Here is a 24,358-nt window from a genome sequence, read left to right on the forward strand (position 1 = left end):
CCTCACCCTACCCTCTCCCGGTGGGAGAGGGAAAAGGTGCACTAGATGTGCAGTTCCTGCAGTTTTTCTTTTGGCAGGGCCAGCTCTTCGTTGCTGTTGACGCGAACATCACGCTCGATGATGTGACGCGCGATCTCCTGGGCTTCTTCCAGAGAGTGCATCTGGTATGTGCCGCACTGGTAGACGTTCAGCTCGGGGATCTGGTTCTGCTCTTTTACCTTCAGCACGTCCTGCATGGCCGCTTTCCAGGCATCAGCAACACGCTTCTCTTCAGGCTGGCCGATCAGGCTCATGTAAAAACCGGTACGGCAGCCCATCGGAGAGATATCGATAATCTCCACGCCGTTACCGTTCAGGTGGTCACGCATAAAACCAGCAAACAGGTGTTCCAGGGTATGAATGCCCTTTTCCGGCATCACTTCTTTATTCGGCACGCAGAAGCGCAGATCGAAAACGGTGATCGTGTCGCCGTGCGGGGTGTTCATGGTCTTCGCCACGCGGACTGCAGGTGCTTCCATACGGGTATGGTCGACAGTAAAGCTATCTAATAACGGCATACGTCACCTCCGATAGTGATTTTTTTTAAAATAAACTGAACTCTTCTACAGAATGCACGTCTGAGTATATGAAAGACGCGCATTTGTTATCATCATCCCTGAATTCAGAGATGTATATTTTGGCCACAGCGATGTGGCCTTTTTCTTTTCTGCTTAAGCCTGCTTAGCCAGAAACGCCTCAAACGACTCCGTATCCGCCGCTTCGACCTCTTTCTGACGTACGACAGACGCATCGCGCTCCGCCGCAAAATCCGCTTCGCTCAGGATCTCTAAAGGCTCCTGCATCAGCATTTCACGGTACTCCGCGGAGAGGGCACGCCCTGTTCCGCCGATGCCCTGATCAATCATAGAACGCAGAATACGCGCCGAGAATGTCAGCTCCGGGTTATCAAAGCATTCCACTAACTGGTCACAGACCTGTTGATACGCTTCGCCACCGTAAAGGCTGTCCATTGTCTGGGCAACGCGCTTCAGGTCGCGGAACAGATCTTTACCCACTTTCGGCAGCGGGAACTGCGCCGTTTCACAGCCGATACCCAGCGTCAGGCCCGGTTTGCGCCCTTCCAGGATCACGCGGTTCCAGTTAGTGCGGGTACAGAGCAGTTCGTCTGAACTCATTTCCGGCGCATCGGCCAGCACACACCAGACCATAAACAGATCCAGGAAGCGAACCTGCTGCTCATCAACACCGACCGGTGAGAACGGGTTGATATCCAGTGAGCGCACTTCAATGTATTCGATCCCGCCGCGCTGCAGCGCATCCGACGGGGTTTCACCGCTGCGCGTCACGCGCTTCGGACGAATCGGTGCGTACAGTTCGTTTTCAATCTGCAGCACATTGCTGTTGATTTGCAGACGTTTGCCGTCTTTTTCGAGGCCGATTTTCTCGTACTCTTCCGACGGGGTTTTGATCGCCCGCTTCAATCCTGCCACATATTCGTGCAATTCGTTAAACGTAATACCGAGATTGCTTTGCGATTTATTGGTATAGCCAAGGTCGCTCAGACGCAGCGAGGTGGCATACGGCAGGTAGTACATTCCGCACGCGGTCTTCTCGAACGGTAGCGTCGTCGGTTTCCCCTGCAGGAACGAGGAGCATATAGCCGGAGACGCACCAAACAGGTAAGGAATAACCCAGCCAAAACGGTAATAGTTGCGGATCAGGCGGAAATAACCCGCGGAGATCGCGTCCTTATCCGTTTCACCGCATTTCGCCTGCCAGAAAGCCATCGGCAAAGAGAAGTTGTAATGTACGCCTGAGATCGTCTGCATCAACGCGCCGTAGCGGTTTTTCAGACCCTCGCGATACAGCGTTTTCAGTCGACCGATATTCGACGTGCCGTATTGCGCCAGTTCAATCTCCTGCCCCTGCTCGATATAGCAGGGCATGCTGAGCGGCCACATACGCTCATCGCCCATATTTCGGGCGGTGTAGCGATGGATGTCGCGCAATATCGTCAGCATATGATCAATATCACCGTCCACCGGAGTGATAAATTCCAGCAGTGCTTCAGCGAAATCGGTAGTGATCCATTTATGTGTCAGCGCCGAGCCTAACGTCTTCGGGTGACCCGTCATCGCTAAGCTACCATCCGCGTTTACGCGCAGCGTTTCACGCTCAAGGCCACGCTGAATACCCTTCAGTGCCTGAGGGTGGTTTTCCAGCCAGGCCAGCGCCTGTGATACGTCCGGGATCAAATTGACCTCCCGCCTGTCAAAGTAATGTTACTCAGCATAATTGTAATGGTTGACGATTGAAGGTCGCGTATTCATTCCACCAATTAGTGCCACCACGTCATACCCTGTAGTGTTGCCCACGCCACAAGAACATAGCGCAACGCCTTGCCAAGGCACAAAAAAAAGAGCACCGGCCCCCAGGAGATGCGCATCCATCCCGCCAGCAGACACAGTAAATCGCCTATTACAGGCATCCAGCTTAATAACAGCGTGGCAGCGCCATAGCGTTTTAGCCAGCCGACTGCCTTTTCCTGCCAGCGCGATTTTTCACGCAGCGGAAAGAAACGCCCAAGAATAACGTTAGTCAGCCCTCCAAGGCTATTACCCATTGTTGCTATTAACACAAGCAACCAGGGCTGACTCACGCCAGACAACAGCATCGCCACCAGCACCACTTCCGAATTACCCGGTAAGAGCGTAGCACTTAAAAAACTGCTGGCGAATAACGATAAAAGTGACAGCGCGTCACTCACAGTAAGCGAACATCCACCGCATCCATTCCGGCAGCACGCGCGGCCTGAATGCCAAAGTCGGCATCTTCAAAGACAACGCATTTTGCCGCCGGCACACCCATTCGTTCTGCGCAAAGCAGGAAGGTGTCCGGTGCGGGTTTGTGATTTTTAACATGGTCGGCGGCAACCACCGCAGAAAAATAGTGGCGCAGGCCAAGATGATTGAGCAGCGCTTCGGCGATGGCGCTTTCGCTGCCCGTGCCGACCGACATCGGGCGACGTCCGTGCCACTCTTTTACCACGTCAATAAGCGGCAGAGGACGCACGGTATCCAGCAGGATAGCTTTGACTGCATCGGTTTTTTCACGCGCGAGCTGGTGTGGATCGAGATCGGCCTGATTAAGTTCAATCACGGCCTGTGCGATACGCCAGGTAGGAGATCCATTGAGGGCAATCATCGCCTGGAGATCGAAGCGCATACCGTAACGTCCAAGAACGTCCGTCCAGGCCTGGCGATGCGTGGGTTCGGTATCCAGAAGCGTGCCATCCATATCGAAGATCAAACCGTCATACTGTGCGTACATCGTGCTCTCGCTAACCGATTAACAAAGGGTTACTTTATCGTAAACGGGCGTTTTTGTCGCTGACAGAGAGTGTGATTGCTGACGGAACGTCGAAGGAATAAACAAATCAGGAGAAGATGGTGCATCCGGGAGGATTCGAACCTCCGACCGCTCGGTTCGTAGCCGAGTACTCTATCCAGCTGAGCTACGGATGCATCGGGGAAATGCTTTTAGAAACAGTAAATGGTGCATCCGGGAGGATTCGAACCTCCGACCGCTCGGTTCGTAGCCGAGTACTCTATCCAGCTGAGCTACGGATGCATCAGGGTACTGCTTTCAGAAATAGTAAATGGTGCATCCGGGAGGATTCGAACCTCCGACCGCTCGGTTCGTAGCCGAGTACTCTATCCAGCTGAGCTACGGATGCATCGGGATTTACTACTGTACTGCTCGATGTTCATATCACTTCTAAAGTAATATGAAGTAATAGATGGTGCATCCGGGAGGATTCGAACCTCCGACCGCTCGGTTCGTAGCCGAGTACTCTATCCAGCTGAGCTACGGATGCAAAATGGCGGTGAGGCGGGGATTCGAACCCCGGATGCAGCTTTTGACCGCATACTCCCTTAGCAGGGGAGCGCCTTCAGCCTCTCGGCCACCTCACCACACAACGCCTCTTTCGAGTGCTTCGAGCCACTCGTTAAGAGCTTCTCGTCGCTGCGTGGCGCATATATTACTTTCTGGGACTTATAAGTCAAACAATTTTCCAAAAGCTTTTATCGTTTGCACAAATCACAGGCAATTCGCATGTAAAAGCCGCAAAGAGAGTGTTTTATAAGCGGATTTTGCAGGCATCCTCATAGAAATCTATGAAGAGAAGCGTGTGGTTTGGACGAGATAAGCTGGCGAGAGTGGTTAAAAACAGAGCGATTGAAATCGAACGGTAACTTTAAGCAGGAAAAATAACAGGAGGGGTTGCGTCTCGCCCGACAGCGAGACGCGACAATATCAGTAACTGGACTGCTGGGATTTTTCAGCCTGGATACGCTGGTAGATCTCTTCACGGTGGACAGATACTTCTTTAGGAGCGTTAACACCAATACGTACCTGGTTACCCTTTACCCCTAAAACTGTCACGGTGACCTCATCCCCAATCATGAGGGTCTCACCAACTCGACGAGTCAGAATCAGCATTCTTTGCTCCTTGAAAGATTAAAAGAGTCGGGTCTCTTGTATCCCGGCATTATCCATCATATAACGCCAAAAAGTAAGCGATGACAAACACGTAAAGTGTAAGCAGTCACGGCATCACATTCTGTTAAACGTAAGTTTAGCCGATATACACAAACTCAACCTGACTTTATCGTTATCGATAGTGCAGTGAACAAGACGCCATAACGTTACCGCTATGGCGTCTGTTTGTGCTTTGTAGTTATTACAGTTTCGCGCTTACCCAGCTTTCAACGCTGGCCAATGCCGCAGGAAGTGCCGCCGCATCCGTACCACCGGCTTGCGCCATGTCCGGACGACCGCCACCTTTGCCACCCACCTGCTGGGCAACCATGCCAATCAGTTCCCCTGCTTTAACGCGGTCGGTCACATCCTTAGAGACGCCCGCAATCAGAGAAACCTTACCTTCTGCTACCGTCGCCAGTACGATAACCGTCGAACCAAGCTGGTTCTTGAGATCGTCGACCATGGTACGCAGCATCTTAGGCTCTACACCTGCCAGATCGCTGACAAGCAGTTTGACGCCCTTAATGTCTACAGCCTTGCTGGAGAGGTTTGCACTCTCCTGCGCCGCAGCCTGCTCTTTCAGCTGCTGCAGCTCTTTTTCCAGCTGGCGAGTACGATCCAGCGCAACACGCACTTTCTCGCCCAGATTCTGGGTATCGCCTTTCAACAGCTGCGCGATATCGTGCAGCTGGTCGCTCTGCGCATGCAGGCTGGCAATCGCGCCTTCACCGGTCACCGCTTCAATACGACGCACACCTGCCGCCGTACCGGATTCAGAAACGATGCGGAACAGACCGATATCACCGGTACGCGATGCGTGTGTACCACCGCACAGCTCGGTAGAGAAGTCGCCCATGCTCAATACGCGAACACGGTCGTCATATTTCTCACCAAACAGGGCCATCGCACCTTTTTTCTTCGCCGCGTCGAGATCCATAATGTGGGTTTCGATTGGCAGGTTACGACGGATTTGCGCGTTCACCAGATCTTCCACCGCACGGATTTCAGACGGTTTCATCGCTTCAAAATGCGAGAAGTCGAAACGCAGCACTTTGTCGTTAACCAGAGAACCTTTCTGTGCAACATGCGTTCCCAGAACCTCACGCAGTGCAGCGTGCATCAGGTGCGTTGCCGAGTGGTTCAGACGGATGCGTGCGCGGCGCGCTTCGTCAACATTAGCCTGAACGCCCTCGCCCACTTTCAGGGAGCCTGAAACCAGTTTACCCAGATGACCAATCGCCTGGCCGTATTTCTGAGTGTCGTTCACACTGAAGCTGAAACCGTTGCCTTTCAGTTCGCCTTTATCGCCAACCTGACCACCGGATTCCGCATAGAACGGGGTTTTATCCAGAATGACAACTGCATCCTGACCTGCGCTGATGCTGTCTACGGCTTTGCCGTCAACAAACAGGGCGGTCACTTTGCCAGTCAGTTCCAGCGCTTCATAACCTTTGAATTCAGACGCGCTGTCCACGCGGATCATCGCGTTGTAGTCTGCGCCAAAACCGCTGGACTCACGCGCACGACGACGCTGCTCTTCCATCGCCGCTTCGAAGCCCGCTTCGTCCACTTTAATGTTGCGCTCACGGCAAACGTCCGCCGTCAGGTCAACCGGGAAGCCGTAAGTGTCGTACAAGCGGAAGGCGGTTTCGCCATCCAGCGTGTCGCCCTTAAGCTTAGCGAGCTCTTCATCCAGCAGCGCCAGACCACGCTCCAGCGTACGTGCAAACTGCTCTTCTTCAGTCTTCAGTACTTGCTCAACCTGCGCCTGCTGGCGTTTCAGCTCGTCACCTGCAGAACCCATTACGCCAATCAGTGGCCCAACGAGCTTATAGAAGAAGGTGTCCTTCGCGCCCAGCATGTTGCCGTGACGGATAGCACGACGAATGATACGACGCAGCACATAGCCACGGTTTTCATTCGACGGAATAACACCGTCAGCAATCAGGAACGCACAGGAACGGATATGGTCTGCGATTACGCGCAGTGATTTGTTGTTCAGATCGGTCGCGCCAGTCACTTCTGCAACGGCTTTGATCAAGGTGCTGAACAGATCAATTTCGTAGTTGGAGTTAACGTGCTGCAGAACAGCCGCAATACGCTCCAGGCCCATACCGGTATCAACGGACGGTTTTGGCAGCGGCTCCATGGTGCCGTCGGCCTGACGGTTGAACTGCATGAAGACGATGTTCCAGATCTCAATGTAGCGATCGCCGTCTTCTTCAGGGCTGCCTGGAGGACCACCCCAGATGTGGTCGCCGTGATCGTAGAAGATCTCGGTGCACGGACCGCAAGGGCCGGTGTCACCCATCTGCCAGAAGTTGTCAGACGCGTACGGTGCGCCTTTGTTGTCACCGATGCGAATAATACGTTCGCGCGGGATACCGACTTCTTTTTCCCAGATTTCGTAGGCTTCGTCATCGGTTTCATAGACGGTAACCCACAGACGCTCTTTCGGCAGGTTGAACCAGTTTTCACCGGTCAGCAGTTCCCACGCGTATTGAATAGCATCATGTTTGAAATAGTCGCCGAAGCTGAAGTTACCCAGCATTTCGAAGAAGGTATGGTGGCGCGCGGTGTAACCGACGTTTTCCAGGTCGTTGTGTTTACCGCCCGCACGCACGCAACGCTGTGAGGTTGTGGCGCGGGAATAATTACGCTTGTCGAGACCAAGGAACACATCCTTGAACTGGTTCATCCCGGCGTTGGTAAACAGCAGAGTTGGGTCGTTGTTCGGCACCAGGGAGCTGCTGGCAACAACCTGGTGTCCCTTACTATGGAAAAAATCGAGAAACGCCTGACGGATCTCAGCGGTGCTCTTGCTCATAATTATCCTGAAATCAAGCTAACGAAATGTCGTAGCAAGCCGGTATCGGTAAACCCCTGGACAGACCTGCTACTGGAAAAAGTGGGAATAAGATAAGTTTTCTTTAGTGGGAAGTAAAATCCCGCATGCGTTCAATCGGCAAAATTACGCCAGATATCCTGAATATCTTCCATCAGAAAGCCGCGGTAGAGCAAAAAGCGCTGGATTTTGACTTTTTCTGAAAATTCACGCGGCAGCGGTTCACCGTATTTACGAATCGCCTGCTCTTTTGCCAGCGCACACCAGTCGGTGTCACAGTCGCGCATCGCTTTTTCGATGGACTCACGGGCAACGCCCTTCTGGTTCAGCTCCTGACGGATACGCGCCGGACCGTATCCCTTGCGGCCACGGCTGGCCAGGAACCGGGAAGCAAAACGGTCGTCATCCAGGTAGTGATGCTCATAGCACCAGGCAATCACCCGGTCATAATCTTCCGCGGTGGCATCAATCTCTTCCGGCCCATTTTTACTCATCACCGGGGCCGACAGTTTACGCCGCAGCTCTTGTTCACTGTGGTCACGCACGGCAAGGATCCGCACCGCGCGGTCTAGTAATCGCGCATAAGCGGGTCGACGCGTTGTGGATTCGCTCATAAAAAACCTGCTGGTTCAGAAATGCAAAAAGGGCCGCATCAGCAGCCCTTCATTTTTAAACGAAAGCCTTAAAAGTCTTCGTTAGTTTCTTCAGCATCCGCACCATCAACCACAAAATCAGGTTTAGAGTCCTGGTTGTTCAGCAGAAGCTCACGCACTTTCTTCTCGATCTCTTTCGCGGCAGCCGGGTTCTCTTTCAGCCAGGAGATTGCATTCGCTTTACCCTGACCAATTTTATCGCCGTTGTAGCTGTACCATGCGCCCGCTTTTTCGATCAGCTTCTCTTTCACGCCCAGGTCAACCAGTTCGCCGAAGAAGTTGATACCTTCACCGTAGAGGATCTGGAATTCAGCCTGTTTGAACGGCGCGGCAATCTTGTTCTTCACGACCTTCACGCGGGTTTCACTCCCCACCACGTTTTCACCCTCTTTCACCGCGCCGATACGGCGGATATCCAGACGGACAGAAGCATAGAATTTCAGCGCGTTACCACCAGTAGTGGTTTCCGGGTTACCGAACATTACGCCAATTTTCATACGGATCTGGTTGATGAAGATCAGTAGCGTGTTGGACTGCTTCAGGTTACCGGCCAGCTTACGCATTGCCTGGCTCATCATACGTGCCGCGAGGCCCATGTGAGAGTCGCCGATTTCGCCTTCGATTTCCGCTTTTGGCGTCAGCGCAGCAACGGAGTCGACCACGATAACGTCAACCGCACCGGAACGCGCCAGCGCGTCACAAATCTCCAGCGCCTGTTCACCTGTATCTGGCTGAGAACACAGCAGGTTATCGATATCCACGCCCAGCTTACGAGCATAAACAGGGTCCAGCGCGTGCTCGGCATCGATAAAGGCACAGGTTTTACCTTCACGCTGCGCCGCGGCAATCACCTGCAGCGTCAGGGTGGTTTTACCGGAGGATTCTGGCCCGTAGATCTCTACGATACGGCCCATTGGCAGACCGCCCGCGCCCAGCGCGATATCCAGAGAAAGCGAACCGGTGGAGATCGTTTCCACATCCATGGTACGGTCTTCACCCAGGCGCATGATGGAGCCTTTACCGAATTGCTTTTCGATCTGGCCCAGTGCTGCCGCCAACGCTTTCTGTTTGTTTTCGTCGATAGCCATTATTACTCCTGTCATGCCGGGAGAAGCGACTGTGCTTCACCGTGGATTTCTGTTCTGTTGGTGCAATTATACTGTATGGTCATACAGTATCAAGTGTTTTGTAGAAATTGTTGCCAGAGCGTTTTTAACGCATAAACGGTGGCCTGACGACGCACGCTTTCACGATCGCCGCTAAAGCACTCGCGACGCGTGATCCCTTCACCTTTAGAGGTGGCAAAACCAAACCAGACGGTGCCGACAGGCTTCACGTCACTGCCGCCGTCCGGGCCGGCGATACCGCTAATAGAGATGGCATAATCTGCACGCGCCGCTTTCAGCGCACCAATCGCCATCTCAATCACCACCGGTTCGCTGACCGCGCCATGCTGTTCAAGCGTGGATTCATGCACGCCAATCATTTGCGCTTTAGCTTCGTTACTGTAGGTCACAAAGCCGCGTTCAAACCAGGCGGAACTGCCTGCAATATCGGTAATGGCTTTAGCAACCCAGCCGCCGGTACAGGATTCGGCAGTCGTGATAGTCGCGCCACGTTGCTTAAGCGCCAGTCCTACGACTTCGCTAAGCTGCATCAATTCATGGTCAGTCATTCTCGCTCCGGGCATCAGAAAAACGTGCAGCACAAGATAGCACTTTCTCGTCAGATATGGAGATGAGGATCATGTTTTACGAGGGGGCTTCAGAAAAAAGCCGATGCGAAGGCACCGGCTGAGAAAAAGGTTACTTCATGCTCCTGGCGAGGGTATTCACGTTATGGCGAAACGCCTTAACGTAGGTATCCGCCACGCCGCCTTTGGCCGACAGCGCCTCCGGGTAAAGTTCGCCCCCCGGCTGCGCACCGGTGGCCGTGGCAATTTGTTTAACCAGGCGCGGGTCGAGCTGGTTTTCCATAAACCAGGTTTTCACCCCGTCCGCTTTAATCTGATTGATAATCTCAGCCACCTGCGCTGCGCTGGCTTCGCTCTCTGACGACAAGCCCTGCGGCGCAATAAAGGTCACGCCATAGGCGCGGCTGAAGTAGCCGAAGGCGTCATGGCTGGTGAGGACTTTACGTTTTACCTGCGGGATCTGGCTGAACTGCGTTTTGGCCCAGCTGTCCAGTTGCATAAGCTGCGCGATATAGGGTTGACCGGTGGCCTCCAGCGCCGCCTTATCTTCAGGATCGGCTTTTACCAGACCGGCAAGGATATTTTGCGCATACAGTGCCCCGTTCGCCGCGCTGTTCCAGGCATGCGGATCGGTCACGGTTTTCCCGTCCTCTTCAAGCGTGTGGGTTTTCACCCCGGTCGAGGCCACCACCAGCTGGCCCTTAAATCCGGAGGCCTTCACCAGCCGGTCGAGCCAGCCCTCCAGCCCCAGACCGTTCACCACCACCACATCGGCCTTGCTGAGCGCCGCACTGTCTTTCGGCGACGGTTCAAAGGTATGCGGATCGCCGTCCGGCCCCACCAGCGTGGTCACATTGACCCGGTCTCCCCCTACCTCACGCGTGATATCTCCCAGAATGGAAAAACTGGTGACCACATTAAGCGTTTTCGCCATTACGCCCTGTGACAACATCCCGAGCGCGAGCGCCATTATTAACCCTGTACGTTTCATCATTTCCCCTTGCGTTAAAAAAGCGCACGCAGGCTGCCAGCCAGGTGGCTTCGTGTGCCAAATAAAACAGAAATAAAGAACAGCGCGCTGGCGGTCAGCACGATGGACGGCCCGGCGGGTAAACTCACCGCCCAGGAGAGGCTTAACCCCAGCCATGCGCAAAAAACGCCGCTGATGCCCGCCAGGCAGAGCAACCCTGGCAGGGTGCGCACCCAGCAGCGTGCCGCCACCGCCGGCAACATCATCAGCCCGACGGCCATCAGCGTGCCGAGAACCTGAAATCCGGCCACCAGGTTAAGCACCAGTAACGCCAGAAACAGCCCGTGCAACAGGCCGGGCAGCCAGCGGGCGTTAACCTGTAGCCAGGCGGTATCGAACGCCTCGGTCACCAGCCCACGATAGAAAACTGCCAGCGTCACCAGCGTGAAGATGCATACGCCAGCCACAAACAGCGCGGCGTCGTTATCCACCGCCAGAATGGAGCCAAACAGCAGGTGCAGCAGATCGACGTTCGAACCACGTAGCGACACCAGCGTCACGCCCAGCGCCAGCGAGCCGAGATAGAACCCGGCAAAACTGGCATCCTCTTTGAGCGGCGTACGTCGACTGACCAGCCCGGCCACCAGCGCCACGACGATCCCGGCGATAAACCCGCCGATGCTCATCGCCAGCAGTGACATACCGCTCAGCAGATAGCCCACCGCAACGCCGGGTAAAATGGCGTGTGATAGAGCATCGCCCATCAGGCTCATCCGGCGCAGTTGAAGGAATACGCCCAGTGCCGTGGTGCTGACGGACAGCGCCAGGCACACCACCAGCGCGCGACGCATAAAGCCGTATTCGATAAAAGGCTGAAAGAAGAGATGCCAGATCATGCCACCCTCACCCGCTCGGTTTTCCAGTGCGGAATAGCCGTATCCAGCCGTAGCGTTTGCGGAAAATGACGCGATACGCGCTCGCTGTCATGCAATACCGCAAGCAGGGTCTGGCCCTGCATGTACATCTCGAGCATCAGGTCCATCAGCACATTACAGGTAGCTTCATCGACGCCGGTAAAAGGTTCATCCAGCATCACCAGCGGCGCCTGTTGCACCAGGATCCGCGCAAACAGCATGCGCTGAAACTGGCCGCCGGAGAGTGCATCGATGGTAGATAACGCCATGGCGTCCAGCCCGACACGCTCCAGCGCGCTGGCAATGCGCGAGCGTGTTTCCCGACGAAAGCCGGAAAAGAGCGACACACGCGGCCAGCAGCCCATACTCACCACATCCTGCACCGTCAGCGGAAACTGCGCCTCCAGCGCGTGACGCTGTGCCAGCCAGCCAATCACCGGGCGTTTCTCCTGCCAGCGAAAACGGCCGCTCACCGGCTGAATAAACCCGGCGAGCGTTTTGAGCAGCGTGGATTTTCCACATCCGTTGGCCCCGATAATCGCGGTCATACTTCCGCGTTCAATTACGCCCGACAAGGCATGCGTAACGGGCATGCGGTCGTAACCCGCAACCAGTTCATTCATGACAATCATGGCAATGCCACCGCCCAGCGCACGGCCAGCCCGATAAACACGATAATCACCAGCGCCAGCAGAAACCTAACTGCCGCAGACAAAGAGAAAAGGGACGTTGACATGTTGACACCACATTAAATGTTATAACGTAACAATAATGAAAGGCGATTGAGATGTAAATGGCGCGTTTGCAAAGGGAGTGTGGCGAAATGTTTCTGCAAAATTCCCCTCTCCCGTGGGAGAGGGAGGAATAAAGCGACTTACTGACTAAACGGCGATGCCGCAGGGACACGCGCCTGCGATACCGCCAGGCCCAGCTGCCACACGGCCATCGCATAGTGCGTGCTGTGGTTATAGCGGGTGATGGTGTAGAAGTTTGGCATACCGTACCAGTACTGATACCCGGTTCCTACATCCAGACGCAGCAGGCTCACCTGATCGACATTACCCAGCGGCTGCGTTGGCGTTAAACCTGCCGCCGTCAGCTGCGCAACGCTGTATTTGGTTTTGAAGCCGTTTTCCAGACCAAACGCTTCGCCGTTAGCCTGCACGGCAACCTGCCCACCCGGCGTCCAGCCGTGTGCCTTGAAGTAGTTCGCCACGCTGCCGATGGCATCCACCGGATCCCACAGGTTGATGTGACCATCTCCGTTAAAGTCGACGGCATACTGTTTGTAGGAAGAGGGCATAAACTGGCCGTAGCCCATCGCTCCGGCAAACGACCCTTTCAGATCGAGCGGGTCATCGTGTTCGTTACGCGCCATCAGCAGGAAGGTTTCCAGCTCGGAAGAGAAGTACTCGGCACGACGCGGATAGTTAAACGAGAGCGTGGCCAGCGCATCAAGAATGCGCGTTTTGCCCATCACGCGGCCCCAGCGCGTTTCCACACCAATAATGCCGACGATGATTTCAGGCGGCACGCCGTAGACCTGCCACGCGCGATTGAGGGCATCTTCATACTGATTCCAGAACACCACGCCATTTTGCACGTTGTCCGGGGTAATAAACTGTTTGCGATAGCGCAACCACGCACCGTTTGGCCCGGTTGGCACCTGCGCTGACGGTGCCTGCCTGTCCATCAGGCGCAGCACGTAGTCCAGACGTTTCGCCTGCGACAAGATTTCATGCAGTTGCTGTCTGTCAAAGCCGTGTTTGCTCACCATTTTATCGATGAACTGTTCGGCCGCCGGGTTATTCGCGAAGTCGCCCCCCATCTGCATCATATTGTGCTGCGGCTCCAGCAGGAATCCTCCTGAAGGCGCGCCAGCCGTCTGCACAGCGGCTTCAGTCTTGGGTTTACTACTACAGGCGGACAGCAGAATAAGCGCAGGTAACAACGCTGCATAACGACGCTTGAACATGGGACATCCATTTAACGGGTTCGATAAGAACCCAGTATGGTAAAGCATCCGCAACACCTCAAGGAAGCGGTACGCGCCTTACCCACCAAATCTTTACGCTCCTCAACGCAAATCTGCGCTTTTTTCAACCAAAATGCGTCTCCCCCGCCCATTAACTTTCAAAATAATCCATTTTTCTTTCATTGTGAGATCTGATTAACACTTTAAAACCTTTCAAAGTGATTATTATTAGTCCCAGTAATACAAAACAAGAAAAGCCTCACAGGAGAGAAGAATGATAGAAACCATCACCCACGGCGCCGAGTGGTTCATCGGGCTATTTCAGAAAGGCGGAGAAGTCTTCACCGGCATGGTGACCGGGATCCTGCCCCTGCTGATCAGCCTGCTGGTGATCATGAACGCGCTGATTAATTTTATCGGCCAGCAACGCATTGAACGCTTCGCCCAACGCTGTGCCGGGAACCCGTTATCCCGTTACCTGCTGTTGCCCTGCATTGGAACCTTCGTTTTCTGCAACCCCATGACCTTAAGCCTCGGCCGCTTTATGCCAGAAAAATACAAGCCGAGTTATTACGCCGCCGCCTCATATAGCTGTCACTCCATGAACGGCCTGTTCCCGCATATCAACCCGGGGGAACTGTTTGTTTATCTCGGCATTGCCAGCGGCCTGACCACGCTTGGTCTGCCGCTCGGCCCACTGGCGGTGAGCTATCTGCTGGTCGGCCTGGTCACCAACTTCTTCCGTGGCTGGGTGACCGATCTCACCACCACCATTTTTGAGAAAAAAATGGGCATCCAGCTTGAGCAACGCGTTCATTTGTCAGGAGCCACAGCATGAGCCGGATCCGCATTGAGAAAGGTACGGGTGGCTGGGGCGGCCCGCTGGAGTTCGACGCCACCGAAGGCAAAAAAATCGTCTATATCACCGCAGGCACACGCCCGGCGATTGTCGACAAACTACGCGAGCTGACCGGCTGGGAAGCGGTCGACGGTTTCAAAGAAGGCGAACCACCGGAGGCGGAAATCGGCGTGGCGGTTATCGACTGCGGTGGCACCCTGCGCTGCGGCCTCTATCCGAAGCGTCGCATTCCGACGGTGAATATTCACTCCACTGGAAAATCGGGCCCGCTGGCGCAGTACATCCTCGAAGACATTTATGTCTCAGGCGTGAAGGAGGACAACATCACGCTGGTGAATGGCACTTCCGCGCCGCAAAAAGCCGCACCGCGTGATTACGACACCAGTAAGAAGATCACCGAGCAGAGCGACGGCCTGCTGGCGAAGGTCGGCATGGGAATGGGATCCGCCGTGGCGGTACTGTTCCAGTCCGGGCGCGACACCATCGACACGGTGCTAAAAACCATTCTGCCGTTTATGGCCTTCGTCTCCGCGTTAATCGGCATCATCATGGCCTCCGGTCTGGGAGACTGGATCGCCCACGGCCTCGCCCCGCTTGCCAGCCACCCGCTCGGTCTGGTGACGCTGGCGCTGATCTGCTCCTTCCCGCTGCTGTCGCCGTTCCTCGGCCCGGGGGCGGTGATTGCTCAGGTCATCGGCGTCCTGATTGGCGTGCAGATTGGTCTGGGCAACATTCCTCCGCACCTGGCTCTGCCTGCGCTGTTTGCCATTAACGCTCAGGCGGCCTGCGACTTCATTCCCGTAGGCCTGTCGCTGGCCGAAGCGCGCCAGGACACCGTACGCGTGGGCGTGCCGTCTGTGCTGGTCAGTCGTTTCCTGACGGGCGCACCGACGGTGCTGATTGCCTGGTTCGTTTCCGGCTTTATTTATCAATAAGAGGTTCCTGCGATGACCGTGATTTATCAGACCACCATCACCCGCATCGGCCAGAGCGCGGCCGATGCGCTCAGCGACCAGATGCTGATCACTTTCCGCGAAGGTGCACCGGCAGATATCGAAGAGTTTTGCTTTATCCACTGCCACGGCGAGCTGCACGGAGCGTTAAAGGCAGGAAGCCAGCTGGAGCTGGGTGACACCCGCTATGCCGTCACTGCCGTGGGCGACGTGGCCGAGCAAAACCTGCGCGAGCTGGGCCACATCACCCTGCGGTTCGATGGCCAGCCGCAGGCAGAGTATCCCGGCACGGTTCACGTGGAGGGGCCGGTTCCGCAGGCTGTTACCCCAGGCTGCACATTAAAATTTGTTGCGTAATTAAGGAGAGCGTTATGAGTCAGGTTGCCGTTGTCATTGGTGGAGGACAAACCTTAGGAGAGTTTCTCTGCCGTGGGCTTGCCGCAGAAGGTTACCGCGTGGCGGTAGTGGATATTCAGAGTGAGAAAGCCGCCCGCGTGGCGGATACCATCAACACCGAGTTTGGTGAGGGGATGGCGTACGGGTTTGGTGCCGATGCCACCAGCGAGCAGAGCGTCATGGCGCTGGCTCGCGGGGTAGACGAGATTTTTGGCCGTACCGACCTGCTGGTCTACAGCGCAGGGATCGCGAAAGCGGCGTTTATCAGCGATTTCGAACTGGGGGACTTTGACCGCTCGCTGCAGGTGAATCTGGTGGGTTACTTCCTCTGCGCCCGCGAATTTTCCCGTCTGATGATCCGCGACGGCATTCAGGGGCGCATCATTCAGATCAACTCCAAATCGGGCAAAGTGGGCAGCAAGCATAACTCCGGCTACAGCGCGGCGAAATTTGGCGGCGTAGGGCTGACCCAGTCTCTGGCGCTGGATCTGGCCGAATACGGGATTACCGTTCACTCGCTGATGCTGGGCAACCTGCTGAAGTCGCCAATGTTCCAGTCGCTGCTACCTCAATACGCCACCAAGCTTGGCATCAAAGAAGACGAAGTGGAGCAGTATTACATCGACAAAGTGCCGCTGAAGCGCGGGTGCGACTATCAGGACGTGCTGAACATGCTGCTGTTTTACGCCAGCCCGAAAGCCTCGTACTGCACCGGCCAGTCGATTAACGTCACCGGTGGGCAGGTGATGTTCTGATCGAGCAGTCTGATGCCCTCACCCTCCCCCTCTCCCACCGGGAGAGGGAATATAACAAGGAGCCGATATGGTAACCGCACTCATCACCGTCGCCGCCCTCGCCTGGATCTGCCAGATGGCATTCGGCGGCAGGCAGATCCATCAGTTTAACCGCGCGTTTGACGCCCTGTGCCAGAAGGGCCGCGTGGGCGTCGGGCGCTCCGGGGGGCGCTTTAAACCGCGCGTTGTGGTTGCAATTGCGCTGGATGAACAGAATCGGGTATGCGACTCCCTCATCATGCGCGGGATGACGGTGTTTGCCCGCCCGGTGAAAATTCAGGCAATTAACGGCATATCGTTGCAGGAATTACAGCCTGATGTGATCTTCCCCCACGATCCACTCTGTCAGAATGCACTATCATTAGCGCTTAAATTGAAACATGGATAATTTCGTTGTGAACGCGATAAGCTTGCGAAATTATCATTTCGCAACGTAAGGAACGAAGCGCCTATGAAACCTCGTCAGCGGCAGGCGGCCATTCTTGAGCATCTGCAAAAGCAGGGAAAATGCTCGGTAGAAGAGCTGGCCCACTACTTTGACACCACCGGCACAACGATACGCAAGGACCTGGTATTGCTCGAAAACGCAGGCGCGGTTATTCGAACCTACGGTGGGGTGATGCTCAACAAAGATGAAGCCGACCCGCCTATCGATCACAAAACGCTGATCAACACCCACCAGAAAGCGCTGATTGCCGAAGCCGCCGTGAAATTTATCCATGACGGTGACTCCATTATTCTTGATGCGGGCAGTACCGTCCTGCAGATGATCCCGCTGCTCAACCGCTTTAACAACATCACGGTGATGACCAACAGTCTGCACATCGTCAACGCCCTGGCAGAGTTCGACAGCGAACAAACCATTCTGATGCCCGGCGGTACCTTCCGTAAAAAATCGGCGTCCTTTCACGGCCAGCTGGCGGAAAATGCCTTCGAACACTTCAGCTTTGACAAACTGTTTATGGGCACCGACGGCATCGACCTGAACGCCGGTGTCACCACGTTCAACGAGGTGTTCAGCGTCAGTAAAGCCATGTGTAACGCCGCCCGGGAGGTGATTTTGATGGCGGATTCCTCGAAGTTTGGCCGTAAAAGCCCCAACATTGTCTGCAGCCTTGAAAGCGTCGATACGCTGATTACCGACGCAGGGATCGATCCGGCGTTCAAAAAAGCGCTGGAAGAGAAAGGCATTGATGTGATCGTAACTGGAGAAAAAGATGAGTGATTTTCTGTTAAACGCAGGCCGTCAGACCCTGATGCTGGAGCTGCAGGAAGCCAGCCGCCTGCCAGAAAGGCTGGGTGAAGATTTTGTGCGCGCCGCCAATATTATTATCGAGTGCAAAGGCAAAGTGATTGTCTCCGGGATCGGCAAGTCCGGCCACATCGGCAAAAAAATTGCCGCAACGCTGGCGAGCACCGGGACACCGGCGTTCTTCGTGCACCCGGCAGAAGCCCTGCACGGCGATCTGGGGATGATTGAAAGCCGCGACGTGATGCTGTTTATCTCCTACTCCGGCTCGGCCAAAGAGCTGGACCTCATCATCCCGCGCCTGCAGGAAAAATCGATCGCCCTGCTGGCCATGACCGGTAAATCCCGCTCGCCGCTGGCGCTGGCGGCCAAAGCGGTGCTGGATATTGCCGTGGAGCGCGAAGCCTGCCCGATGCACCTCGCCCCCACCTCCAGTACCGTCAACACCCTGATGATGGGCGACGCGCTGGCAATGGCGGTGATGCAGGCGCGCGGTTTCAATGAAGAAGATTTCGCCCGTTCACACCCTGCCGGGGCGCTCGGCGCACGGCTGCTGAATAATGTTCATCACCTGATGCGCTCTGGCGATGCCATCCCGCAGGTCAAACTCGACACCAGCGTGATGGACGCGATGCTGGAGCTGAGCCGCACCGGGCTGGGGCTGGTCGCCGTCTGCGACGATACGCGGCAGGTGAAAGGCGTCTTTACCGACGGCGACCTGCGCCGCTGGCTGGTGGGCGGCGGCAAGCTGGAGGCACGCGTTTCAGAAGCGATGACCTCTGGCGGGTTAACGCTGAATGCCAACAGCCGCGCCATTGAAGCCAAAGAGGTGCTGATGAAACGTAAAATCACCGCCGCGCCGGTGGTGGATGACGCTGGCCGCCTGTGCGGCGCCATCAACCTGCAGGATTTCTACCAGGCAGGCATTATTTAACCCTTCAGTCCCAGACGCTTCGCCAGCCGGTGCAGGTTGGCGACGTCCATTTCCAGCGCCCGCGCGCACGCCGCCCAACTCCGGTTGTTCTGTTCCAGCGCGCGGGTAATCATCTGACGCTGAAATTCTTCCGTCGCTTCACGCAGATTCTCGTTCACGCTTTCAGGCGCAGCGGGCTTCACGGACGGTATATTTTCATCATGCAGGGCAAAATGGCGCGCATGAATCACGATTTCATCCCCCGAGCGTGTCGCCCGCGCCAGCACCACCGCACGATGGATGGCGTGCTCCAGCTCGCGTACGTTACCCGGCCAGCCGTAGGTCAGCAGATGGCCTCGCGCCCCCGGGCTTAATACCACGCGCGACAAGCCCATTTTGAGCCGACACTGTTCGCAGAAAAAACCCGCCAGCAGCACCACATCGTCCCCACGCTCGCGCAGCGGCGGCACGGTAAGCGGAAAAACACTCAGACGATGGAACAGATCGGCGCGGAAATTGCCGTTCAGCACCGCTTCGCGCAGGTCGCGGTTGGTTGCCGCCAGCACGCGCACGTTGACCCGTAAGCTGCGGTCGTCTCCCACGCGCTGAATATCACCGTACTGTAATACGCGCAGCAGCTTGGCCTGCAGCGACAGCGAAAGCTCGCCTATTTCATCGAGGAATAGCGTGCCGTTATCGGCCATTTCAAACTTGCCGCTGCGGTTGCTGATGGCCCCGGTAAATGCCCCTTTGACGTGACCAAACAGCTCGCTTTCCGCCACGCTTTCCGGCAGTGCGGCGCAGTTAAGGTAGACCAGCGGGTTGGCCGCACGCGGTGAAGCTTCGTGAATGGATTTCGCCACCAGCTCTTTACCGGTGCCGGTCTCACCGAAGATCAGCACGTTCAAATCGGATGCCGCGACGATCTCAATCTCTTTTTTGAGCTGCACCATGCCTGGCGAGAGGCCAATCATCTCCGTATGCGCGACCTGTTCAAACGCCGCCGGGCTGCCGGGAAGAATATTCTGGCTTTCCAGCTGTTCAATCAGCAGAGCATTGTTCAGCGCCCCGGCCGCCAGGGCCGCAATCAGGCGCAACTCTTCGTCGCTGAAGGTATCGAACTGGTCCGGCGACATGCCGTCGAGGGTCAGCGCCCCAATCAGGTTTTGTCCGGCAAACAGCGGCAGGCCGATACAGGCGTGCACCTTCAGGCTCTCCTGTCCGGGTATAAGGCCGTCGTACGGGTCGGGCAGATCGCTGTCTGCCGGAAAACGCACCACGTCACCCGCCCGGGCGATGGTCTCCAGCCGCGGGTGGCCTTCCAGCGTAAAGCGTCGCCCGAGCACGTCCTGCGCCAGCCCGTCGATGGCCAGCGGAATAAACTGCCGTCCCTCGTAGCGCAGCAGCGCCGAAGCATCGCAGTCCAGCACGTGGCGCAGCGTGGAGATCAGCCGCTGAAAACGATCCTGATGCCCGATGCCGGTTTGCAGTTCAATGGCGATTTTCGCCAGCACGTCTACGGAAAAGCTCATGTCTGCCTCGCTGTCATTTTGACAATACATAGTGTCATATTGACATCTTTAACGATAGTCATAATGACTACCCATTCGGGGGCATAAAAAATTTAATCCATAAAAATCAACAAAATAAAAGTTGGCACGCAAGTTGATATAGACAAAACAACTTTTTCAACACGCCGTATTATTTGAGGTTGCTATGTCTATTCTGGTTAAAAATAACATTCATTGGGTTGGTCAACGTGACTGGGAAGTGCGTGATTTTCACGGAACGGAATATAAAACACTGCGCGGCAGCAGCTATAACAGCTATCTCATTCGTGAAGGTAAAAACGTACTGATCGATACCGTCGATCATAAATTCAGCCGCGAGTTCGTGCAGAACCTGCGCAGTGAAATCGATCTGAACGATATCGACTACATCATCATCAACCACGCGGAAGAGGATCACGCCGGGGCGTTGACCGAGTTGATGTCCCACATTCCGGATACCCCGATCTACTGCACCACCAACGCCATCGACTCCATCAACGGTCACCATCACCATCCGGAGTGGAACTTCCACACCGTGAAAACCGGCGACACGCTGGATATTGGTAACGGCAAACAGCTGATCTTCGTAGAAACCCCGATGCTGCACTGGCCGGACAGCATGATGACCTACCTGACCGGCGATGCGGTGCTGTTCAGCAACGACGCCTTTGGTCAGCACTACTGCGACGAACGCCTGTTTAACGATGAAGTGGATCAGACCGAGCTGTTCGAACAGTGCCAGCGCTACTACGCCAACATCCTGACTCCGTTCAGCCGTCTGGTGACGCCAAAAATCACCGAGATCCTCGGCTTCAACCTGCCGGTGGATATGATTGCCACCTCCCACGGCGTGGTGTGGCGTGAAAACCCAACCCAGATCGTTGAGCTGTACCTGAAATGGGCGGCGGATTATCAGGAAGACCGCATCACGATTTTCTACGACACCATGTCCAACAACACCCGCATGATGGCAGACGCCATCGCCCAGGGCATCAACGAGGTGGACCCAAACGTGGCGGTGAAAATCTTCAACGTGGCGCGCAGCGATAAAAACGAGATCCTCACCAACGTCTTCCGCTCTAAGGGCGTGCTGGTGGGCACCTCCACCATGAACAACGTGATGATGCCGAAAATTGCTGGCCTGGTGGAAGAGATGACCGGCCTGCGCTTCCGTAACAAACGTGCCAGCGCCTTTGGCTCCCACGGCTGGAGCGGCGGCGCGGTAGATCGTCTCTCCACCCGCCTGCAGGATGCCGGTTTTGAGATGTCCATGAGCCTGAAGGCCAAATGGCGCCCGGATCTTGACGCGCTGGAAGTCTGTCGTCAGCACGGCCGCGATATTGCTCGTCAGTGGGCGCTTGCACCGCTTCCTGAGGCCGCAGCACTCCCCGCCGAACAGCCGCAAACCTGTGCCGGGGCAGCCAGCGCCGATCTCGGTCCACGCATGCAGTGCAGCGTCTGCCAGTGGATCTACGACCCGGAACTGGGCGAGCCGTTGCAGGACGTGGCTCCAGGTACGCCGTGGAGTGAGGTGCCGGACAACTTCCTCTGCCCGGAATGTTCCCTCGGAAAAGACGTCTTTGACGAACTGGCAATGGAGGCAAAATGAGCAACGGTATCGTCATCATCGGCTCGGGCTTTGCCGCCCGCCAGCTGGTGAAAAATATCCGCAAACAGGACGCTAACGTGCCGCTGACGATGATCGCGGCCGACAGCATGGACGAGTACAACAAGCCCGATTTAAGCCATGTGATTAGCCTGAACCAGCGCGCCGACGACCTCACTCGCCAGACGGCGGGGGAGTTCGCGGAGCAGTTCAACCTGCGTCTGTTTCCGTACACCTGGGTCACCGATATTGACGCCGATGCCCACGTGGTAAAAGCGAAAGATAAAACCTGGCAGTACGACAAGCTGGTGCTGGCGACGGGGGCCTCTGCGTTCGTGCCGCCGGTTACCGGCCGCGAGCTGATGATGACGCTTAACAGCCAGCAGGAGTATCGGGCCAGCGAAACGCAGCTTCGTGATGCAAAACGGGTAATGATTGTTGGCGGCGGTTTGATTGGCACCGAGCTGGCGATGGATTTTTGTCGGGCGGGTAAAGCCGTCACCCTGGTCGACCACGCGGCAAGCATTCTGTCGGCCTTGATGCCTGCAGAAGTAAGCAGTCGCTTACAGCACCGTCTGACCGACATGGGCGTGCATCTGCTGTTGAAATCGCAACTGCAACATCTGACCGAAACCGAAGGCGGCATTCGCGCGACGCTTGACCGCCATCGCAGCCTGGAAGTCGATGTGGTGGTTGCCGCGACGGGGTTGCGCCCGGAAACGGCGCTGGCGCACCGCGCAGGCGCTGAAACAGGCCGTGGCGTGAAGGTGAATAGCTACCTGCAAACCACGCAGCCCGACATTTACGCCCTGGGGGACTGCGCGGAAATCAACGGCCAGGTACTGCCTTTCCTGCAGCCGATCCAGCTTAGCGCCATGTATCTGGCAAAAAACCTGCTCGGCAACAGCGCGCCACTGAAATTACCGGCCATGCTGGTGAAGGTGAAAACGCCAGCGTTGCCGCTGCATCTGGCAGGTGAAACCCAGCGCCAGGATCTGAACTGGCAGATCGCTGTGGAAGCTCAGGGAATGGTCGCGCGCGGCTCTGACGCCGATGGCCAGCTCCGCGCCTTCGTGGTTAGCGAAGATCGGATGAAGGAGGCTTTCGCGCTACTGAAATCACTGCCCGCTTAACCCTTAACCTTTTACCACGCTTACTTAACCCTGGGATTTTATTATCCGCAGCCCCGATGTCCCGGGGCTTTTTTTTACGTAATTTATTAGCAAGATAAATACAAAAGAGGTAAATCATCGCCATCTGTCCTTAACTTATCATTTGACTGAATATAAAAGTGTAAAAACCTTCATAAACAGCAAGATATTCATTCCATTTTTCCAGCAAAACGGCACCCTGCTTCGCTTTACCGGAACGACATCATGGCGATTTTACCCCTCAAACACAATGGTTTTAGCGCAGCGCTCAGGAATGTATGACCAGCGCGTCGTAGCCTCGCCAGCGGTAGTTGATCATGGAGATCAGCCAGCAGGCGACAAACAGCCCGACCACCACAAAACCGGCGTTGCCGAGGTTATCGTTGACGGCACCAATGCGATCCCAGATTCCGCCGCTGAGGGCAAATTTATCCATCAGCAGCCCCAGCGCTTCCAGCCCGCCGATAAACACCGCCACCACCACAGAGGTACCGGTAATGGTCATGTTGTAGTAGAGCTTGCGCTGCGGCTTGTTAAATGCCCAACCGTAAGCCCCCACCATCAGCAGGTTGTCGAGGGTATCCACCAGCGCCATGCCGCTGGCGAAAAGCGCCGGGAAGATCATGATTGACCACACCGACATACCGTTTGAGGCGCTGGCGGCAGAGATCCCGAGCACGCCGATTTCAGTGGCGGTATCAAAACCAAGCCCGAACAGAAAACCGACCAGATACATCTGCCAGCTTTTGTTGACCAGGCGGAAAGTCGCGCCAAACAGCCAGTTCATTATTCCGCCCTGCGCCGGGAGGGAGATGTCACCCTGCACCGCCTGCCCGTTTTTCAGCGCCTGAAAATTGCGCCAGACGCCGCGCAAAATCACCATATTGACTAACGCCATCGCCAGCAGGAACGTCGCGGAGACGGCCGTGCCAATCAGGCTGCCGGTTTCATGAAACCAGGCCATATTTTTCTGAAACGCGGTCGCCGTCGCGGCAATGGCGATGGAGGCCAGCACCACAATGGTGGAGTGCCCCAGTGAGAACCACGCCCCGACACCAGAGGGGCGCTTGCCCTGCTGCATCATCTTGCGTGTCACGGTATCAATGGCCGCGATGTGGTCAGCATCCACCGCGTGACGCAACCCATAGCACCAGGCAAGCAGGCTTGCGGCCATTAACGCAGAACTACTGCTAAAGGCGTTCCACGCCCAGCCCCACGCCAGAAGATTAGCCATTACCAGCGCCAGCAGCAGGAGCGCGGCGCGAGGTTCATTGCGTAAGCGTCGTAACATT

At 55.8% G+C, this 24,358-nt stretch carries 24 protein-coding genes and 5 tRNA genes; 9 read left to right on the forward strand and 20 right to left on the reverse strand.

The genetic code is table 11. From position 1 onward, the window contains the following. Positions 1–41: 41 nt before the first annotated feature. The 18 genes from luxS to mltB form a co-directional block, all read right to left on the reverse strand. Positions 42–557, reverse strand: coding sequence for an S-ribosylhomocysteine lyase (gene luxS / locus ACQG19_RS19150; protein WP_013098432.1), 516 nt, complete (start codon positions 555–557; stop codon positions 42–44). A gap of 153 nt (positions 558–710) precedes the next feature. Continuing rightward, positions 711–2,255: a glutamate--cysteine ligase gene (gshA, locus tag ACQG19_RS19155; RefSeq protein WP_246932383.1), complete on the reverse strand. Its 1,545-nt coding sequence runs from the start codon at positions 2,253–2,255 to the stop codon at positions 711–713. An 83-nt stretch (positions 2,256–2,338) separates the two neighbouring features. After that, positions 2,339–2,767: a YqaA family protein gene (locus tag ACQG19_RS19160; RefSeq protein ID WP_014833021.1), complete on the reverse strand. Its 429-nt coding sequence runs from the start codon at positions 2,765–2,767 to the stop codon at positions 2,339–2,341. Further along, positions 2,764–3,330, reverse strand: coding sequence for a fructose-1-phosphate/6-phosphogluconate phosphatase (yqaB, locus tag ACQG19_RS19165; protein ID WP_020686219.1), 567 nt, complete (start codon positions 3,328–3,330; stop codon positions 2,764–2,766). The genes ACQG19_RS19160 and yqaB overlap by 4 nt, the downstream gene beginning before the upstream one ends. 117 nt (positions 3,331–3,447) lie before the next feature. Then, positions 3,448–3,524, reverse strand: a tRNA-Arg gene (locus ACQG19_RS19170). Positions 3,525–3,553: 29 nt separating this feature from the next. Beyond that, positions 3,554–3,630, reverse strand: a tRNA-Arg gene (locus ACQG19_RS19175). 29 nt (positions 3,631–3,659) lie between these two features. Further along, a tRNA-Arg gene (locus ACQG19_RS19180) sits at positions 3,660–3,736 on the reverse strand. Between the two features lie 64 nt (positions 3,737–3,800). Further along, positions 3,801–3,877 (reverse strand) — tRNA-Arg (locus ACQG19_RS19185). 4 nt (positions 3,878–3,881) lie between these two features. Continuing rightward, positions 3,882–3,974, reverse strand: a tRNA-Ser gene (locus ACQG19_RS19190). Positions 3,975–4,317: 343 nt separating this feature from the next. Beyond that, entirely contained in the window at positions 4,318–4,503 is a 186-nt protein-coding gene (gene csrA, locus ACQG19_RS19195; protein WP_000906486.1) for a carbon storage regulator CsrA, read from the reverse strand. Between the two features lie 241 nt (positions 4,504–4,744). Continuing rightward, positions 4,745–7,372, reverse strand: coding sequence for an alanine--tRNA ligase (gene alaS, locus ACQG19_RS19200; RefSeq protein WP_029883887.1), 2,628 nt, complete (start codon positions 7,370–7,372; stop codon positions 4,745–4,747). A gap of 131 nt (positions 7,373–7,503) precedes the next feature. Then, on the reverse strand, positions 7,504–8,004 hold the full coding sequence (gene recX, locus ACQG19_RS19205) for a recombination regulator RecX (protein WP_013098437.1): 501 nt from the start codon (positions 8,002–8,004) through the stop codon (positions 7,504–7,506). A gap of 68 nt (positions 8,005–8,072) precedes the next feature. Further along, on the reverse strand, positions 8,073–9,131 hold the full coding sequence (recA, locus tag ACQG19_RS19210; RefSeq protein WP_013098438.1) for a recombinase RecA: 1,059 nt from the start codon (positions 9,129–9,131) through the stop codon (positions 8,073–8,075). An 89-nt stretch (positions 9,132–9,220) separates the two neighbouring features. After that, positions 9,221–9,718 (reverse strand): nicotinamide-nucleotide amidase, encoded by a 498-nt coding sequence (pncC, locus tag ACQG19_RS19215; protein ID WP_013098439.1) that lies wholly within the window; start codon positions 9,716–9,718, stop codon positions 9,221–9,223. A 130-nt stretch (positions 9,719–9,848) separates the two neighbouring features. After that, a complete protein-coding gene (locus tag ACQG19_RS19220; RefSeq protein ID WP_029883886.1) occupies positions 9,849–10,727 on the reverse strand; it encodes a metal ABC transporter substrate-binding protein in 879 nt (292 codons plus the stop codon). Between the two features lie 14 nt (positions 10,728–10,741). Next, positions 10,742–11,602, reverse strand: coding sequence for a metal ABC transporter permease (locus tag ACQG19_RS19225; RefSeq protein WP_095908170.1), 861 nt, complete (start codon positions 11,600–11,602; stop codon positions 10,742–10,744). Continuing rightward, complete coding sequence (locus ACQG19_RS19230) at positions 11,599–12,252, reverse strand: metal ABC transporter ATP-binding protein (protein WP_246932385.1); 654 nt, start codon at positions 12,250–12,252, stop codon at positions 11,599–11,601. Before ACQG19_RS19230 ends, ACQG19_RS19225 begins: the two co-directional genes overlap by 4 nt. Before the next feature lie 242 nt (positions 12,253–12,494). After that, positions 12,495–13,595: a lytic murein transglycosylase B gene (mltB, locus tag ACQG19_RS19235; protein ID WP_179291485.1), complete on the reverse strand. Its 1,101-nt coding sequence runs from the start codon at positions 13,593–13,595 to the stop codon at positions 12,495–12,497. Between the two features lie 274 nt (positions 13,596–13,869). Here mltB and srlA point away from each other — a divergent pair, with 274 nt between their 5' ends. From srlA to gutQ, 7 genes are all read left to right on the forward strand, one after another. Continuing rightward, positions 13,870–14,433 carry a PTS glucitol/sorbitol transporter subunit IIC gene (gene srlA / locus ACQG19_RS19240; RefSeq protein ID WP_013098444.1) on the forward strand — a complete coding sequence of 188 codons (564 nt, stop codon included), beginning with the start codon at positions 13,870–13,872 and terminating at the stop codon, positions 14,431–14,433. Further along, entirely contained in the window at positions 14,430–15,389 is a 960-nt protein-coding gene (srlE, locus tag ACQG19_RS19245; protein ID WP_020689263.1) for a PTS glucitol/sorbitol transporter subunit IIB, read from the forward strand. The genes srlA and srlE overlap by 4 nt, the downstream gene beginning before the upstream one ends. Before the next feature lie 12 nt (positions 15,390–15,401). Beyond that, entirely contained in the window at positions 15,402–15,764 is a 363-nt protein-coding gene (gene srlB / locus ACQG19_RS19250) for a PTS glucitol/sorbitol transporter subunit IIA (RefSeq protein ID WP_013098446.1), read from the forward strand. Between the two features lie 14 nt (positions 15,765–15,778). Further along, positions 15,779–16,558, forward strand: a complete 780-nt coding sequence (gene srlD, locus ACQG19_RS19255) for a sorbitol-6-phosphate dehydrogenase (protein ID WP_013098447.1) — start codon at positions 15,779–15,781, stop codon at positions 16,556–16,558. A 67-nt stretch (positions 16,559–16,625) separates the two neighbouring features. Further along, the gene (gene gutM / locus ACQG19_RS19260; RefSeq protein WP_246932386.1) at positions 16,626–16,985 is read left to right on the forward strand and encodes a transcriptional regulator GutM; all 360 of its coding nucleotides are present in this window, start codon (positions 16,626–16,628) and stop codon (positions 16,983–16,985) included. 63 nt (positions 16,986–17,048) lie between these two features. Then, the gene (gene srlR / locus ACQG19_RS19265) at positions 17,049–17,822 is read left to right on the forward strand and encodes a glucitol operon DNA-binding transcriptional repressor SrlR (protein ID WP_013098449.1); all 774 of its coding nucleotides are present in this window, start codon (positions 17,049–17,051) and stop codon (positions 17,820–17,822) included. Beyond that, positions 17,815–18,780, forward strand: coding sequence for an arabinose-5-phosphate isomerase GutQ (gutQ, locus tag ACQG19_RS19270; RefSeq protein ID WP_045902012.1), 966 nt, complete (start codon positions 17,815–17,817; stop codon positions 18,778–18,780). The genes srlR and gutQ overlap by 8 nt, the downstream gene beginning before the upstream one ends. On the opposite strand, the gene norR is transcribed toward gutQ, so the two are convergent. Then, on the reverse strand, positions 18,777–20,291 hold the full coding sequence (gene norR, locus ACQG19_RS19275) for a nitric oxide reductase transcriptional regulator NorR (RefSeq protein ID WP_038984771.1): 1,515 nt from the start codon (positions 20,289–20,291) through the stop codon (positions 18,777–18,779). The genes gutQ and norR overlap by 4 nt on opposite strands. 184 nt (positions 20,292–20,475) lie before the next feature. Between norR and norV the strand changes: the two genes are divergently transcribed. Together norV and norW are read left to right on the forward strand one after the other, a co-directional pair. Next, positions 20,476–21,918 (forward strand): anaerobic nitric oxide reductase flavorubredoxin, encoded by a 1,443-nt coding sequence (norV, locus tag ACQG19_RS19280; RefSeq protein ID WP_139936989.1) that lies wholly within the window; start codon positions 20,476–20,478, stop codon positions 21,916–21,918. Continuing rightward, positions 21,915–23,048, forward strand: coding sequence for an NADH:flavorubredoxin reductase NorW (norW, locus tag ACQG19_RS19285; RefSeq protein WP_139936988.1), 1,134 nt, complete (start codon positions 21,915–21,917; stop codon positions 23,046–23,048). The genes norV and norW overlap by 4 nt, the downstream gene beginning before the upstream one ends. A 286-nt stretch (positions 23,049–23,334) precedes the next feature. Here the strand turns inward: norW and ACQG19_RS19290 are convergent, their stop codons facing one another. Continuing rightward, positions 23,335–24,357 carry a HoxN/HupN/NixA family nickel/cobalt transporter gene (locus ACQG19_RS19290; protein WP_029883946.1) on the reverse strand — a complete coding sequence of 341 codons (1,023 nt, stop codon included), beginning with the start codon at positions 24,355–24,357 and terminating at the stop codon, positions 23,335–23,337. Position 24,358: the final 1 nt, after the last annotated feature.

The organism is Enterobacter cloacae complex sp. 277I4, from assembly GCF_050031465.1.
GTDB classification, from domain to species: Bacteria; Pseudomonadota; Gammaproteobacteria; order Enterobacterales; family Enterobacteriaceae; genus Enterobacter; species Enterobacter cloacae.

Coding starts and splice junctions, on each gene's coding strand:
- norV (WP_139936989.1), top strand. CDS start 20,476: ATGTCTATTCTGGTTAAAAATAACATTCATTGGGTTGGTCAACGTGAC.
- luxS (WP_013098432.1), bottom strand. CDS start 557: ATGCCGTTATTAGATAGCTTTACTGTCGACCATACCCGTATGGAAGCA.
- srlE (WP_020689263.1), top strand. CDS start 14,430: ATGAGCCGGATCCGCATTGAGAAAGGTACGGGTGGCTGGGGCGGCCCG.
- ACQG19_RS19290 (WP_029883946.1), bottom strand. CDS start 24,357: ATGTTACGACGCTTACGCAATGAACCTCGCGCCGCGCTCCTGCTGCTG.
- alaS (WP_029883887.1), bottom strand. CDS start 7,372: ATGAGCAAGAGCACCGCTGAGATCCGTCAGGCGTTTCTCGATTTTTTC.
- mltB (WP_179291485.1), bottom strand. CDS start 13,595: ATGTTCAAGCGTCGTTATGCAGCGTTGTTACCTGCGCTTATTCTGCTG.
- ACQG19_RS19220 (WP_029883886.1), bottom strand. CDS start 10,727: ATGAAACGTACAGGGTTAATAATGGCGCTCGCGCTCGGGATGTTGTCA.
- recA (WP_013098438.1), bottom strand. CDS start 9,131: ATGGCTATCGACGAAAACAAACAGAAAGCGTTGGCGGCAGCACTGGGC.
- srlR (WP_013098449.1), top strand. CDS start 17,049: ATGAAACCTCGTCAGCGGCAGGCGGCCATTCTTGAGCATCTGCAAAAG.
- srlA (WP_013098444.1), top strand. CDS start 13,870: ATGATAGAAACCATCACCCACGGCGCCGAGTGGTTCATCGGGCTATTT.
- ACQG19_RS19225 (WP_095908170.1), bottom strand. CDS start 11,602: ATGATCTGGCATCTCTTCTTTCAGCCTTTTATCGAATACGGCTTTATG.
- gutQ (WP_045902012.1), top strand. CDS start 17,815: ATGAGTGATTTTCTGTTAAACGCAGGCCGTCAGACCCTGATGCTGGAG.
- pncC (WP_013098439.1), bottom strand. CDS start 9,718: ATGACTGACCATGAATTGATGCAGCTTAGCGAAGTCGTAGGACTGGCG.
- srlB (WP_013098446.1), top strand. CDS start 15,402: ATGACCGTGATTTATCAGACCACCATCACCCGCATCGGCCAGAGCGCG.
- norW (WP_139936988.1), top strand. CDS start 21,915: ATGAGCAACGGTATCGTCATCATCGGCTCGGGCTTTGCCGCCCGCCAG.
- gutM (WP_246932386.1), top strand. CDS start 16,626: ATGGTAACCGCACTCATCACCGTCGCCGCCCTCGCCTGGATCTGCCAG.
- norR (WP_038984771.1), bottom strand. CDS start 20,291: ATGAGCTTTTCCGTAGACGTGCTGGCGAAAATCGCCATTGAACTGCAA.
- csrA (WP_000906486.1), bottom strand. CDS start 4,503: ATGCTGATTCTGACTCGTCGAGTTGGTGAGACCCTCATGATTGGGGAT.
- yqaB (WP_020686219.1), bottom strand. CDS start 3,330: ATGTACGCACAGTATGACGGTTTGATCTTCGATATGGATGGCACGCTT.
- recX (WP_013098437.1), bottom strand. CDS start 8,004: ATGAGCGAATCCACAACGCGTCGACCCGCTTATGCGCGATTACTAGAC.
- srlD (WP_013098447.1), top strand. CDS start 15,779: ATGAGTCAGGTTGCCGTTGTCATTGGTGGAGGACAAACCTTAGGAGAG.
- ACQG19_RS19230 (WP_246932385.1), bottom strand. CDS start 12,252: ATGATTGTCATGAATGAACTGGTTGCGGGTTACGACCGCATGCCCGTT.